This window comes from Bacillus sp. AR13-1 (assembly GCF_008042285.1).
GTDB lineage: Bacteria > Bacillota > Bacilli > Bacillales > Bacillaceae_G > Bacillus_A > Bacillus_A mycoides.
The window spans coordinates 14,268-28,843 of the sequence record NZ_QNUA01000002.1 but is presented as its reverse complement, the minus strand read 5'-3'; the positions used below and the strand labels follow the sequence as shown (position 1 = coordinate 28,843).

The window sequence follows — 14,576 nt, the reverse complement described above, 5'->3', positions numbered from 1 at the left end:
AATTAACTATAGCTTAATAACAGCATTTAATTTCCGTACATGTAAACCGAACAAATAGGTTGTTGGAAAATAAGGGTTCTAAATATGTCTAATTTGTGAACAAACATAATTCAAAATAAGTACACCCATATTGGACGTTTTATCCTCTATTTTCGTTCGCTGTGTTCGTTTGTTTTGTTAGACCTTAAACCGAATCGCAACTATATTCTTCATATTTAGTAAGTAGCAATTTAGAAAACCTATAAATAAAAAAAAGAGTGCTGTAAAGAAGCACACTCATTCAAAGGACTTTACCAATCCTTACGCTTATCACAATCACAGTCACGATCATGATTACGTCTGCGACGACATTCATCACAATCACAGTCGCGGTCACGTCTACAACGACGGTCATCACAATCTCTATGTCTGCGTCTGCAAAACATTAAATCATCCCAAAATCTATTACAATCTCTGCAATGTCTGAAATTACAATTACATCCCATAAATATGATTACCTCCTCTTAACTTTAAGATTCATCATATTCTATGCTTAAAAACAAAAGCAGCTTGTTTACTAGTCTACTTTCTGCATTTTAAAGTAATAATATTATTATCTAATCTTTAAGTTTCAAATCTATTTCATCCCTTAATAACAAATAAGACGCTAAACCAATATAACGGCAGCGCCTACGATAATTGCTATTGGTTTAATCATTACTATGGTAGTAATCCTAATTCACGTTGAATCCCAGATAACGTATGTCCATACGCATAACCTACAATACGAATACCTGGAGCGTATCTATGCTCTAAGTCTTCATTGTAAGTTTTCTTGTAATACTCTAATTTTAAAGTAATATTGTGTTTATCATTAATTATTAACTCATCAACTAGGGAATTCGTCCATTTCGATCTGTACAGCTACATAGTTAGCATCTGCATTTGCAGCCTCATTAAAACACTCTTCTAAACCTTCTAATGTTAATTCCATCGTTCATCCTCCTATTTAAATATCCATTTTGTTCAATAAAAAAAGAACACTATAAAGTGCCCTAAGCTTCTGAGTATTAAATATACGACAATGCCCAGCCCGTTCTAATGGCGCAACATAAAAGAGCTTTATAGCGGAATATATATAGCTCTCGGAAAAGGAATAAGTTGGTTGGCATTGACTCGATATTGTATGTTTGGGAATTCCTTATGTGCAATAAAAAAAGAGCCCTATAAGGTGCTCGTCCGATACGATTATAAAGAATGAATACGTCGTGTTCAGTTATTAGTATATGCTTGTCTCATTCAAAGTTTTACTGGTTTAATGTGTAATTTCTATATAACAAAGAAAAAAGCACCCGTTTTGGATGCTTAATGTATACTAATATAAATATTGAATAGCTCTATTGATAGACTTTCTAGAACAATGAATATACTAGCTGAAGCTGATCTATATCCAATATTCTTTCCTGTAACATTAATAGTAATCTCCGCCAAATGGGTTTGCACATCATCTTTTTCAAAAATTTTATCTTCAACCTTTTCAATTATTGCTACATTATCTACTTCTTTAAAAGTTTTCAGCAATTTTGTTTCTAATAAAGTAAAATCAAAATTTTCATCTTTAACTACATCAAATTTAATCTTCATTTTTCTTTCCCCATTTTTAACCAGTCAATACATTAACATCAGTATAATTATATATACTTTTATTATATAATTCAAAAGTTATGTTTTACAAAACTCCCCATAGTTCACATATTTAATAGAGAGAAATTAAAAAAAATGGCAAAAGTTCCTCTTCCAAGGTCAAGATAACTGTCAACCTTCTCCAAGCCACCGCAACACTATATAACATCTACATGCTTCACATTTGGTTAGTTCGGTGACTGGGAGAAGACTAAGAATCTTCTCGTTTATACTCCGTGGAGTCGGCTCAATACTTCGGCTACTTAATGTCATTTTCACCAATTTCGTTTACACAACGCTTAAAGGATTAATATCAAGACGTGTATATTTATTCCGACGCCTTGTTTGAACCAATACACTAGAGGGACGGAGGGGAATATACCGCTGTATTGGCTCAAACAAAGAGCGAAAGCTCTCTGCTCGTTTAATCGTTTAAGAAGAACAACCTGACTTATACTAGTTACTGTCGTGAGCAATTACCAATATAATTGAGTTATTTCTTTTTGCTAGGAGACGCGGTCCATTCAATCGAACAGACCAACATCCCCACTTGTAAAACAATCCAGTTTTAACATAGAAATCAAGAATTCACATGACAGGTGTGATTTTACTACCTATGAGTTTACAAACGAAAGGCGGTACGTTTATACACTCAATGAGAAGTAAAATATAAATAATTTCGGGAAGCTCTTATCCCCTCTAGCCTCCGCGTCACCGAGTAACGTTATTATAATGGGAACGCTATCCCCAAAACGTATTCTCTTTTCAAAGAACTGTTTATAGGAATAGCTTATAATTTTCACGGTTTTATTTAGTCCCCCAAAAAGTTCGCATTTTGTTCGCTATTTTTAGATTATCCCTAATGCCGTAGCAATCAATTTAACCGCACTTTGCTTCTTCTCATAGAAATATGTCTTCTTGAGTAGTAGATTATGATAAACATCCGAGTCTTTTACCCTTTCGTTTGTCAGAAACTTCCGCTCTACAATATTACGCTCATCTTCATCTAATAAATTGTTAAGTGCCTTTTCAACCTGCTGCACCTTCCATTTACTCGTGTTCCTTGAATCACGTATTTCCGGAAACAAGCTGATTCCTTCTTGCTCCACTTCATTACTAAATCGCATCTTGAGTGCCCTGTATTCCTTTAAAATGCTCACTACTTCCTTCTGTACTTTCTTATCATCGATATCCGGTAACAAAGATAATTGTCTCTCCAAGTTGGAATCCCCCTATTTCAAATTTAGGTTTTTACATTCACATCAGGTACGTGAAATTTTACTATCAAATTACTGAATAAGGGAACGATGACTACAATACAGCCCCCACCACACTGTTAGTCATTGTTCCGCTATCCATTAAGCCTTTAGCAATTTACGTTTCTTGTTATTCATCTTCTCTTTTGCTGCTTCAATGTTATTTGCTACCCTTGTATGGTCCTGATCAATTTGAATCATGCCTTCTAACATCGCTGGAATTATTCCTTGTTCATCGATGTATTGCAAGTAATCAACTGGCGCTCGTTCTGTCTGCTCTCGGTATAGACTTCTTGCCCTTTGGTTGTCGCGACATCCTTACATAAGATTGGATGATTGATAGTGGTACAACAAATACCGACTTATCCTTACTAAACTCTATAAGAAAGAAGCATATTGCTCCCATCTTTTCTGCTTTCTCCAGATAATCCAACTGGTGCTGCGCAATGTTCTTTAAATCAAAGCGATTAGCATTTTCTGTAGACTTCGCTTCAAATGCGATAGCTCGTCCCTTATACACGCCGTCATAGTCTACTGTACTTTTAGCTTCATAGAATCCATTTAGTACACGGCCACCTTTACTTTTTAACACCTTCACAGGAGTCGGACGCTTGTTTATAAGCGCCACTCTCCCTCTTTGATACATTTCATTCGCTAGATTGATAATCTTTTCAAATGCCATTCCACGGTTACCTTGTCCCATTTTTATTCCTCGCTTTCTATTCAAAGGATTATTTTGTTCAGATTCTGAAAGAATGTTAATATTCTTCATAAAGGAGGTCTACTGATGAAAAATTCATGGAAGAAAGTTTCTTTTATTGCTTTCATAGTAATTGTCCTTTTAATAATTTTATATTTTGGCGGTATGTCACTTTTTTGGAACCAGCCTTGAATAAAACCCAATATTCCGTCAATACTGTAGATGACATTAGATTTTCTCCTTGTTCCCCCTTGGAGAACCGAGCAGTTAGCTTTTGCTAGCTGCTCTTTGTTTGTAAAAAGCACTCAATTAACTGGGCATACATATAATATTCTGTGTTCCTCTCTCTATACATTGAAATAGTCTTTACAAATGGATAATCTCGTCACAAGAGCACTTTATTAAGTTCTCTTTTTGGGTTTTAAACTAATGAAAAATGAAATTTTTACCATAAATGTAATTGTTAAATATTTTACGCTTATACAGTATAATAGGATAGTTATTGTGTATTGGCATTAAGGGGAGCGTCCTGATTAAGCGCTTCTCTTTTTTTATAAACCAGCATTTTTATTGTAATCTTCCTCTGTATATCTTCTTGATCTGCGCTTCAGTGAATCCCTCGTACACAGCAAACACTTCAGGAAACTCACTTAAACACAAATCGATGATAGTATTATCTGTCGTGCGTATATAAAAGTACTTAACCAATCCGATGTAATCATGGTGTAGGTAATAACTCTTAATCTCGTAGTGATAGTTATTAGCTTCCAAGACTTCGTACAATTTGTTTTTCGTTTCATCCATATCGAACATGGATAACTGCCCTTCGATCTCCACTTGTTCTAACATTTCCCCATTCCGCTTTCGGTTAAAGCAGCGTTTTTGTTCAAAATGATGCCCTATCCATTTGGACACATTTACCAGTGTTTTTACCAAAAAATTCATGATATGGTTAATTAGTCGAGTACGTCATTACTTGACGATTACCCTTAGAGGCCCCGCAGACAATCGGGGTTTCTTTTATTTAAATAACGATTTTGTTCACTTTTATAGCTTACTATTCCTCATAGTTGTATTTTTCTTCTAGGACTTTTATAAAGTTAAAGTGTCCATCGAGATAACAATCATTGATATAACCCCCAAAATATATTTCATTAACTTCGCTTAAAGTAAAATTTTCATTTTTTCATTCAACCAAGTTCATAACATATTCTTTTCCTCCGATAAAATAATGATTAGGTGCCCCACGCGCATTTTATCCACTGGAAATAACACCTTTTACGTACTTAACTATTAGAAACTTCATTTCTGCTACTTCTGCAATAGCAATTTTGTTCACTTTTTTGATACATTTATGAAACATTCACATGTTATCTTCAATACGTTCGATCCTTTTTATAAAACCGTGTGAGATATACCAAAACAAGAATCCCTAGAGCCCTAACTCTAGGGACTCTTGTTTTTAAATAAGGATTTTGTTAAATATACAATTGAACCTTTTTACACTCTCCATATTACTAGCCCACGAAATATTCAGAAACCTTATGAAATTGTAATAATAATGTAAGGTTTCTCAATATGAACCAATGTATTTATGTAGTAAACTATTTATCGGCAATACATATAAAAGGAGAAACATTTATGACTTTTGAAGACAATCGTAAATTAGGCATTCAACAAGGGTGTATAGTAATAACAGATCAATCGCAATATCTTGTTGTTAAAAAGAATGAAAATTATTCTTTATTAAGCATCGCAACTGCGGAATGCATAAACTTTGAAGTTTCACTTGAACATCTTGAAGAAATGGTCCAAGTAGATTTAAAAGAAAAAATTCGAGATATCATTCCACCAGAGAATATTAAAATCGTAGCTCAAAACAGAATATAAAATGTATTTTCTAAGAGCACTTTCTTTAGTGCTCTTTTTTCGTGAATAGTTTCAAATAACTATTTTATTAAAAATCTTTAATGAGCTAATCCTTACAGTTTTGTAAGACTACTGTCACTAAAATCAATTTTTTCACTACAAACTATTTACCATAATTTTCCTTATACACAAACAATAAGGAGCGATTTAAAAATGTTTTTTTCTCAATTAAATATTGATGCTTTTCGAGCTATCAATAATTTAGGGAAGCAATATTCATCCCTAAACTCCACTATGGTATTTTTAGCGGAATATATGGTGTATTTTTTAGGTTTAATTATTATTGCTTATTGGTTTACTCAATCTAAAAAAAACAAAATGATGATTATTCAAGCAATAGTTGCTTTCGTAACTGCTGAAATAATTGGAAAATTAGCAGGGAATTTGCATTTGAATTATCAACCATTTGCAGTATTACCTAATGTTAATAAACTTGTCGATCATGCAGTAGATAATTCATTTCCTAGCGACCATACGATTCTATTTTTTTCAATTTGTTTTTCATTCTGGCTTGTTCGTAAAAAGGCTAGATGGTTATGGCTTGTACTTGCATTCTGCGTAGCTATTTCTCGTATTTGGGTAGGAGTTCATTATCCTTTTGATGTCATAACAGGAGCTTTAATAGGAATTATTTCAGCACTATTTTCATATTGGTTAACACCGAAAATTACATTCATCAAACAATTACTTAATCTTTACGAAAAAATAGAACAAAATGTAATACCCTCCAAAAACAAGTCGAAAAACTTTTGATTAATCTCACAAAGCTAAAAAGATTACATATATTACCGAGTATTTTTCAATATTGTCTTGATCGAAGAGCGCTCCCTTGGGCGCTCTTTAATTTTAAAATAACGCTTTGATTAAAATCTATGAATCCATTTCTTAGGTGAAAAACTTTTATAGAAACACCTTTTTTGGACAAATTTACCGGGTGAATTAGCGGAAATTTCGTGTTATTCTGAACTTGTTGAATAACCCAATACATTCAACAATGCTCTTGATTGCATACTTAGTATGCAATCATCCATCCAGATACCTTAGCTAATACCTCCCCCTAATCGTTGTTATAGCTAAGGTATCTTTTTAGATGCCCTGTGTGCAGGGCTTTTTCATTTCAGTGATGATGCTCTTTATCCCATCTAATTATCGATGCTTTCAGTCCAATTTCTTAATAAAATTCAAATTTGATTAAAGTAACTGTGTTTTTCGTTCTTCCATACGGATTACTTTTCCACTTTGAGGTGGTTGTATTAGTTGGACCTGACCATTTTTAACAACATATATTCCGTTTATTTTCAAATCTATTTCAGCTGTCATTTCTACAAGATTTTCTTTTCTAATTCCCACCAAGATCACTCCCATATGTTATAATTACTTTTTCGAATAATTATGTCGAGAGCAATCTCGGCTTTTTTGTTTGTCTACAAATATCGCACAACATTTTCTGGAACAAATGATTGTTCAAGTGATAAATGAAGCCGTATTGGAATAGGCTTTTTTTCATCCCGTGCTCGCTTACACATTTCCTCTGCTTCTTCCCAATCAAATTGTTTACCCTCCACTCGCTTATAACGCCAAATTCCAATTGTGTAATCTTCAAATAACTCATAACGCTCATCAGGCGCTGTCGTTGGTTTTAATTCATCAATCGCTTTGGCTTGACGTGGTATTTGTACAACAACGTCGGCAAAACGTAGTTTAGAATTTAATCGATGATCATGAGCCTTCTTAAAATCAAATGATACAACTGGTTCAACATCAAAGATTGTTAACTGCTTTGGCATTGCTTTTCCCCTCCAATACGTGCAAGCTTGCAATTAAGATTCCTTCACGCTGCGTTAACGTTAGTGGTTCTGGTGCAAATACTTGGGAAAGATATAAAGAGGCGAAAAGTTTCCTAGTGGAATCTAGTCTTAAGCAACAATTCCAAATAGTTGATGGATGAACTCCACTTGATTTTGGGCAGACTTGTCCAGTAAAATAAGTTACCTTTTTTTACCATATGCATAGCTTCTATTCCAGAAATAATGGCTGTAGCTGTACGAAAGGATTTCAATCCTAGCATCGAACGAACTCGCTTTTTAATAAATCGATGATCTTGTTCCACTATGTTATTGAGATATTTCACTTGCCTTAGTTGGATGCCTAATGGCATCTTTTTTTCTTTTCTCAATTCTTCAACTGCTATAGGATAAGCTGGGTTCTTATCGACTGTCTCGACACGAGGCTCAGAAATATGAAAAGACTGCAAAGCTTTCTTGAAGAATCGCTTTGCAGTCTTGTGGTTTCTTGCTTTGCTTAGGTAAAAATCGATGGTATTTCCTTTCGAATCGACAGCACGATACAGGTAACATCCATTGACTTTTTAATTTGATATATGTTTCATCAACTCTCCAAGAGTCATTGGTTTGCTTGAGATGACGACGGATTCTTTTGTCTAATTCAGGACCATACTGATGAACCCAACGCATAATCGTTGTATGAGCAACGGATAAGCCCCGTTCCTCCATCATTTCCACCAAATCACGAAATCTCAAGTTGTACCGTAGGTACCATCTTACTGTTTGCAAAATAATATCATGATGATAATGCTTCCACTTGAATAAATTTCGCTTTTCCATACTGATCACGCACCTTTTTAGAGTAATCGTATCAGTATGTCCAAGATTTAGAGATTACTTGAAATTATCTTGAAGTTTTCGCACCAGAACCAGAAAAAGGCACCTAAAAGGCGCCTTCTTCTTATGAGATAAAAATTATTTAGCTAGTTATGAAATAATTATTCTCTCAAATAGACGATATCATCAACTTATTGAAATTGTTTTCCATAAGGATAACGAGAATATCCAATTCGAATCTCCATTTCCTTGGTAACTTTGAACAGCTTCATAGATTTTCCCTTGATACTCTACTCTATCCCCTTTTGTATATGCTTTCCTCGGATCCCATTTTTCATAAGAGGTATTTTGCTCTTTTGTTTTTATACTAAGAACACTACTTTGAATAGACTGATTTCCAGCTGCATCTATAGCCTTCACAGTATATTTGTATTCCATGTTAGCAGTCAGTTTACTATCAGTAAATGTGGTTCCCTGTACCGTTTGAATGAATCTTCCGTCACGTAATATTTGATATTCTTTCACACCTACGTTATCTGTTGATGAATTCCATTTTAACTCTACGCTATTTGTAGTAATGTTGGCTGCTTGTAATCCTTCAGGCCGTGTAGGAGCTTCCGTATCTGGGCTAGGGTTAATAATTTGATCAACTTTCTTAAGACCATTAACTGTAACTTGATACACTATCTTCCTACCAAAGCTCTCCTGTATATTTTTATCCACATTTATAAGAGTCGCCCGGTTTCCACCCTCTAAATGTGTAAACTCAATATAGTCTCCGACTTTCATCGAAATTTTTTGTGTTTCAACATTTTGTTGCCTGTTTCCATAAATATCTTTATTATATACCACTTTTCCAGATGAATTTTGGACTTTCACACTCGCATATGTACTATCAAAGTAATGATGTGGTACACCTGCTTTTAATTGAATTTGCATTTCTTCTTTTGTCTTATTAAAATCCAATTTTGCAAACTCAAAATCTCCTATTCCTTTCATTGACCATACAAATTGGTTTCCCTCTAAAACATTATTTGATATATCTGGACTATATCCCAAATTTGACAGGATTGACTTTAAATCTGGCAAAACACCGATTTTATCTGTTAACGGATTTTGGGATTTGGTACCTGTATTTTGATTACTTAGTATATTTCTTAATTCAGCTGGTTTATATGGACGACCTAAATGTTCTTTAGCCACACCTTGTATTGAAGTCGCTGCTCCAGCAATAATTGGAGAAGCACTAGATGTACCACTAAAGCCTGTTGTATAGAGATTTTTAGTAATCCTATTAGGCTCAGCACGAGTTGTATCTACGTTTTCTCCCCAACCATAAACATCAATTCTACTACCATAATTTGAAAACCATAAACGTTTATGAGGAACAGTTGACGATGCGGCTCCAATCATTATAGCTCCTGAATCTTTAAAGTCCGGACTATTGCGATTTAATACCTGTTTTCCATTCCGATCTCTAAATTGATCAAGGTCATTAGAACCATTTGCCCCGGCTTCTATCACAATAATTCCTTTATCCGTTCCAGCTCGTATTGCATCAAAGATATCTGGCTGTACTTCAACAGGTAAATATTTATCTCCATATCCATCATATGAAGCTTGTGCCTCTAATAATAAAATATCCCCAGCTTGTAAATTATGTACAGCATTTATTATCGCATCAGCCGTATTATACGACCCATCACCTCTTATTTGGGATACTACTTTGACCTTAGCCTTTGGTGCAATTCCTATATTACCAATCTTATTATCTTCAGCAGAAACAATCCCAAGAACAGATGTTCCATGACCAACGTGTTGATCTATATTTCTACCAGATATAAGCTCAACTTTTTGATTTACTAAATCTTCATGGTCTAATAACCACCCATACTCCATATCTACAAAAGTAGTTCCTTTTCCATCTCCACCTTTAATGCTCCATGCATAAGATGCATTAATCCCATATGGTGCTTCCTTAAGATATCCCTGGTTTAAAAATCTTGGATCGTCGTAAGGGTTAAGCGATACAGTAGGTAATTGTACTTCTGGTAAAAGAGTTGGTTTTTCTTGCATATATACTTCTTCAACAAGATAAGATTTCTTAAACTTGTCCATCAATGTTTCAGCTGTTACTTTATTAGGTACTTCTACAATATAATAATCTAGTAAATTAGAAGATGATTTTTTTTCAGTTTCCCTCGTATCTTTATCAATATTTTCAATCTCTTTTGGGTCCACAGATGTAAATAAACGTTTTAATGTTAGCTGTGGAAATTCAGAAAAGATTTTTACTAATTCCAGATCGCTATCTTCGTTTTTTATTTGTTTCTCAAGTCCATCCTTATACGGGAAATTCACTTCACTTTTAAACTTTACAATAATTTGATCTTCTTCTTTAATATCTGCCTCAGATTGACTTATATTTTTTACAGGACCTTTCGAATCTGCATACACTACATTGGGATTTTCATGAAACTTAATTAGCTCTAATCCTGTAAAGGCCGTAAGTGCAATCGTAGAAACGAATATCCTTTTTATAAATTTCATAATGAATACCTCTGTTCTTATTTCTTTATATAACAATTTATAGATTTTTAAAGGTTCTACTTTGAATAAATAACTCAACATCACTTGTGTGTATTCATAAATTATTTTAAAAAATCTTTTATTATACACTCAACAGGTTGTTTATTTTTTATATACAAATGAACTGTTAACACCTATACCCTACCCTTCAAACAACACAACAATTGTCCTCATGATATGAAATATAAGTGAAAGCCCTTTGAAAAACGCCAAAAATATTAAAAATTCACTTATAAACAACCGGATAATTTTATTTCTATATTACTTTATAAATAATTCTTTCTAATTGCTAATATTTTCATAGTAGATGGCGACACGTTTTTCTAACCATATTAATCTTATTGGACAAAAAAATGATGAATGTGATGTTAAAACTAAGACAAGCTACCTATAATGGTAGTTGTGCAGTTTGTGAGATAGAAGAATGTAATTTGTATGCTACGATCTGACATAATTCTAATTGTATGGAATGTATATTTCTCCGTAAAAGTAACTTGCTTTTATCTTTTTTAAACAATTTATTGTATTATTTTCATCTAATTAGGCACAGAAACAATTTAAAAATTCTTACTACTTTTTAGGAAAAACGTTTTTAGGGTACATTTTAAAATAGCTCTTTTTCTTTAGAATGTTTCTGTGCTTAATATTTAAAATATCTTATGTCAAAATTTCCCGCAACTAATATGTTAAATGATTTATAATTATATATAATATGGAATATTATAGTTAAATATTCCATATTATACTCTATTAAATATAGCGTATTTAACTTATTATGAATTGATTTGTTAGTCTAAGTATGAATTATTAAGTATGTTTTGTTTATAATTGTCACAATATAATTTTATCTTCGACGTTTTAATTACTTATAGAACATTTACATATGTTATAACTGTTATTTATGAGATAAAGAATCTCTCTACATATAAGATTTACTTAATTTAGATTTTTTCTCTCTCAATCATTTTGTCGAAAAAAGTCGAATTTTCATATTTTTTCTTTATCTTTTTGTTGTAAACGTTTTATTTTCGTGTTACCATCTTAATCAAACAATAGATGGTAACAAACTTAAAATATTTCTTTCCATTAGATACATATAAACGTTCGGTAACAACATGAAATTATGGTCAAAGAAATATGAACTACCTGATAAAATATTCAAAGGGATTTTTATCACCTAAATTTTCTGTTAATTCAGAATGTAGAACTTTAACATTTTGTCCCTAAGCAAAATTTACATTTTAGCGTGGTAAACCCAAAAAACTAAATCACCCACCCAAATTAATAAATGAAATGTCTGGTTATATCTAGTAATAAGTCATGAGAAAATGATTTCTTCCCTAAGAAAACTGAGCCAATTAATAAAAAGCATCTAAATTACTATCTATTGTTGATCACATATTTACCAACTATAAAAAAGAACCTACTGAAGGTTCTTTTTTATTTTAATCATTAGTATTTCAATTATTGATAATCATTGGTGTTGAATCTTTATTTCCTCAGCTGCAATCAAGCATATGCGTCCTTTTTATATAACAAGTTGTTTCATGCGATCCTATTTATTCTTAACATGCCTCTTTAACCTTTCAAACCTTCCACTCTTACATGAATGTCCCTCATCTTTTCATCCAAAGATTTTGCAGTTTTGGCCGCGTCAATAAGCTCTTGCTCCAGATAGAAAGGGATTTTTTTGTCATACTTATAATAAATTTTATGTTCTAGGCTAGCCCAAAAATCCATCGCTAAGGTTCGAAGCTGTATTTCAACATAAACAGTCTCTACTTTTTGGGATAGTGTTACAGGTATTTGTACAATTACATGTAAACTCTGATACCCATTTGATTTTGGATTTTCAATATAGTCTTTCACCTGTACAATTTTAATATCATTTCGTTTGGATAGCTGAGAATATATATCATAAATGTCATTTACAAAAGAACAAATGATTCTCATACCTGCAATATCATACAACTTTTCTCTTGAGTTTGACATTGTAGGAGAAATTCCTTTTCTATCAAGTTTTAGTTGAATACTTTCGAATGATTTAAGTCTCGTCTTAATATGCTCAATTTGATTATGGTTTTTTAAATACTTTGCTTCTTCAGCTATTATATTAATTTTGGTTGTCATTTCATCTAAAGCAAACTTATATGGTAGTAAAAATTGACCCCATTTTCTTACATCTTCCATGTTAATCCCCCTCTTATTTCAACTTTTCACATGTATTGTTCAATTGAATCAATCACATTAAAAACGTTCATCAGATAGACAGAAAGAAGATGCCTTAACTCTAAAAATTCTTCATTTTTTAAACAACTAATTTATGTTCTCAAGTCGATCATCTACTTGATTTGAAATTGGAACTGTTGTTCTTTTAAGAAAGAACGATAGAATAAATGCTACACCAGCAATAACAGCTGATACTAAAAATGCATCATTGATTCCTGAAATAGTTGCTTCCATGGAGATCTGCTGCTGTATTTTTGCTAAGGCTTCACCAGTAGGTGCATTTGTTAGCTTATTTATAGCATTAGACATCATTTCTTCTACATGTATTGCTGTTCGATTAGACATAATTGTAACGAGTAGGCTACCACCGATTGCTCCTGAAACCTGTTGAATCGTACTATTCATTGCTGTTCCGTGTGGTGTGAATTCTGGTGGTAATTGATTTAAACCATTCGTCATAATCGGCATCATAACCATTGAGATACCAAGCATACGAGTTGCATATAACACAACTAAATGTGTATACTCAGTGGATCCCGTTAGTTGACTAAATAAAAATGTTGTAACGATTACAATAGCTAAGCCAATAAACGCCAACAATTTCGGACCATATTTATCGAATAATTTTCCTGTAATAGGCATCATAATCCCCATGATTAATGCGCCAGGTAACATTAGTAAACCAGAATCCATTGCGGAAATACCACGGATATTTTGTAAATAAATCGGTAATAACAGCATGGCAGAGAACATCGCCATGTTTAAAGCCACTGAAATAATTGACGATAAAGCAAACATTGGGTATTTATATACTCTAAAGTCGAGCATAGGCTCCTCAAGATTAAATTGACGAACAATTAACCCTACCAACGATGCTAGTCCAATAATAATGGTTAAATAAACATTAGGTGCACTCCATCCACTGTTACCAGCAGAGCTGAATCCATATAAAATACCACCAAAAGCCAAGGCTGATAAGACAACAGATAATCCATCAATATTGTCATTGCTTTTTTCTTTGTGATCATGTAATTTAAAGTAACCCAAAATCCAGACTAAAGCCATTATAGGAGCCATCATTAAGAAAAGTACCGACCAATCATAATGTTGGATAACCCATCCCGATAATGTTGGTCCAATAGCAGGTGCAAAAATCATTACTAAACCAAAAATCCCCATTGCTGAGCCACGTTTTTCAGGTGGAAATGTTGTATATAAAACATTCATTAGTAGTGGCATAATTAAAGCCGCTCCTGAAGCTTGAATCATACGAGCCGAAAGTAAGACTGAAAAACTTGGTGCAAATCCACCTATTAATGTACCAATTGTAAACAACCCCATAGAGGTTAAAAATAATCGTCTAGCCGTATATTTTTTTATTAAAAATGCAGTAGTGGGAATTAAAATTCCATTTACTAGCATATATCCTGTCGATAACCATTGTACGGTTGAAGCACTCACATCAAAATCCTTCATGATAGATGGTAAAGCTATATTGAGCAATGTATTACTTAATAACGCTACAAATGCTCCTATCATTAAAATCGCTAATAAGCTAAAAGAAGCTTTTGTTTGTTTTTCTTTCATGTA

Annotated in this window: 11 protein-coding genes and 3 pseudogenes; 2 read left to right on the top strand and 12 right to left on the bottom strand. The window is 33.1% G+C overall.

The window, feature by feature from the left end; genetic code table 11:
• Positions 1-290 precede the first annotated feature (290 nt).
• From DN408_RS00875 to DN408_RS31730, 6 genes and pseudogenes are all read right to left on the bottom strand, one after another.
• A complete protein-coding gene (locus DN408_RS00875; RefSeq protein ID WP_071748230.1) occupies positions 291-485 on the bottom strand; it encodes a hypothetical protein in 195 nt (64 codons plus the stop codon).
• Between the two features lie 214 nt (positions 486-699).
• A pseudogene (locus tag DN408_RS00870) lies at positions 700-973 on the bottom strand (hypothetical protein).
• Between the two features lie 371 nt (positions 974-1,344).
• On the bottom strand, positions 1,345-1,623 hold the full coding sequence (locus tag DN408_RS00865) for a hypothetical protein (protein WP_033729712.1): 279 nt from the start codon (positions 1,621-1,623) through the stop codon (positions 1,345-1,347).
• Positions 1,624-2,510: 887 nt separating this feature from the next.
• Positions 2,511-2,882, bottom strand: coding sequence for an ArpU family phage packaging/lysis transcriptional regulator (locus DN408_RS00855; RefSeq protein ID WP_078179034.1), 372 nt, complete (start codon positions 2,880-2,882; stop codon positions 2,511-2,513).
• A gap of 138 nt (positions 2,883-3,020) precedes the next feature.
• Positions 3,021-3,621: pseudogene (locus tag DN408_RS00850) on the bottom strand (Holliday junction resolvase RecU).
• A 564-nt stretch (positions 3,622-4,185) separates the two neighbouring features.
• A complete protein-coding gene (locus DN408_RS31730) occupies positions 4,186-4,467 on the bottom strand; it encodes a hypothetical protein (RefSeq protein ID WP_033728670.1) in 282 nt (93 codons plus the stop codon).
• Positions 4,468-5,259: 792 nt separating this feature from the next.
• Between DN408_RS31730 and DN408_RS00835 the strand changes: the two genes are divergently transcribed.
• Together DN408_RS00835 and DN408_RS00830 are read left to right on the top strand one after the other, a co-directional pair.
• The gene (locus DN408_RS00835) at positions 5,260-5,508 is read left to right on the top strand and encodes a hypothetical protein (RefSeq protein ID WP_033728672.1); all 249 of its coding nucleotides are present in this window, start codon (positions 5,260-5,262) and stop codon (positions 5,506-5,508) included.
• 192 nt (positions 5,509-5,700) lie between these two features.
• Positions 5,701-6,300: an undecaprenyl-diphosphatase gene (locus DN408_RS00830; protein ID WP_078179032.1), complete on the top strand. Its 600-nt coding sequence runs from the start codon at positions 5,701-5,703 to the stop codon at positions 6,298-6,300.
• 438 nt (positions 6,301-6,738) lie between these two features.
• Here the strand turns inward: DN408_RS00830 and DN408_RS00825 are convergent, their stop codons facing one another.
• From DN408_RS00825 to DN408_RS00800, 6 genes and pseudogenes are all read right to left on the bottom strand, one after another.
• On the bottom strand, positions 6,739-6,897 hold the full coding sequence (locus DN408_RS00825) for a DUF3954 domain-containing protein (RefSeq protein ID WP_002204060.1): 159 nt from the start codon (positions 6,895-6,897) through the stop codon (positions 6,739-6,741).
• 74 nt (positions 6,898-6,971) lie between these two features.
• On the bottom strand, positions 6,972-7,334 hold the full coding sequence (locus DN408_RS00820) for a cell division protein SepF (protein ID WP_078179031.1): 363 nt from the start codon (positions 7,332-7,334) through the stop codon (positions 6,972-6,974).
• A 129-nt stretch (positions 7,335-7,463) separates the two neighbouring features.
• Positions 7,464-8,171, bottom strand: a pseudogene (locus DN408_RS00815) (IS6 family transposase).
• A gap of 183 nt (positions 8,172-8,354) precedes the next feature.
• Positions 8,355-10,718, bottom strand: coding sequence for a putative mucin/carbohydrate-binding domain-containing protein (locus DN408_RS00810; protein WP_078179030.1), 2,364 nt, complete (start codon positions 10,716-10,718; stop codon positions 8,355-8,357).
• Positions 10,719-12,335: 1,617 nt separating this feature from the next.
• Positions 12,336-12,947 carry a GTP pyrophosphokinase gene (locus DN408_RS00805; protein WP_033728681.1) on the bottom strand — a complete coding sequence of 204 codons (612 nt, stop codon included), beginning with the start codon at positions 12,945-12,947 and terminating at the stop codon, positions 12,336-12,338.
• A 126-nt stretch (positions 12,948-13,073) separates the two neighbouring features.
• Positions 13,074-14,573: a DHA2 family efflux MFS transporter permease subunit gene (locus DN408_RS00800; protein WP_078178831.1), complete on the bottom strand. Its 1,500-nt coding sequence runs from the start codon at positions 14,571-14,573 to the stop codon at positions 13,074-13,076.
• Positions 14,574-14,576: the final 3 nt, after the last annotated feature.

Coding starts and splice junctions, on each gene's coding strand:
- DN408_RS00875 (WP_071748230.1), bottom strand. CDS start 485: ATGGGATGTAATTGTAATTTCAGACATTGCAGAGATTGTAATAGATTT.
- DN408_RS00865 (WP_033729712.1), bottom strand. CDS start 1,623: ATGAAGATTAAATTTGATGTAGTTAAAGATGAAAATTTTGATTTTACT.
- DN408_RS31730 (WP_033728670.1), bottom strand. CDS start 4,467: ATGTTAGAACAAGTGGAGATCGAAGGGCAGTTATCCATGTTCGATATG.
- DN408_RS00835 (WP_033728672.1), top strand. CDS start 5,260: ATGACTTTTGAAGACAATCGTAAATTAGGCATTCAACAAGGGTGTATA.
- DN408_RS00830 (WP_078179032.1), top strand. CDS start 5,701: ATGTTTTTTTCTCAATTAAATATTGATGCTTTTCGAGCTATCAATAAT.
- DN408_RS00820 (WP_078179031.1), bottom strand. CDS start 7,334: ATGCCAAAGCAGTTAACAATCTTTGATGTTGAACCAGTTGTATCATTT.
- DN408_RS00810 (WP_078179030.1), bottom strand. CDS start 10,718: ATGAAATTTATAAAAAGGATATTCGTTTCTACGATTGCACTTACGGCC.
- DN408_RS00805 (WP_033728681.1), bottom strand. CDS start 12,947: ATGGAAGATGTAAGAAAATGGGGTCAATTTTTACTACCATATAAGTTT.
- DN408_RS00800 (WP_078178831.1), bottom strand. CDS start 14,573: ATGAAAGAAAAACAAACAAAAGCTTCTTTTAGCTTATTAGCGATTTTA.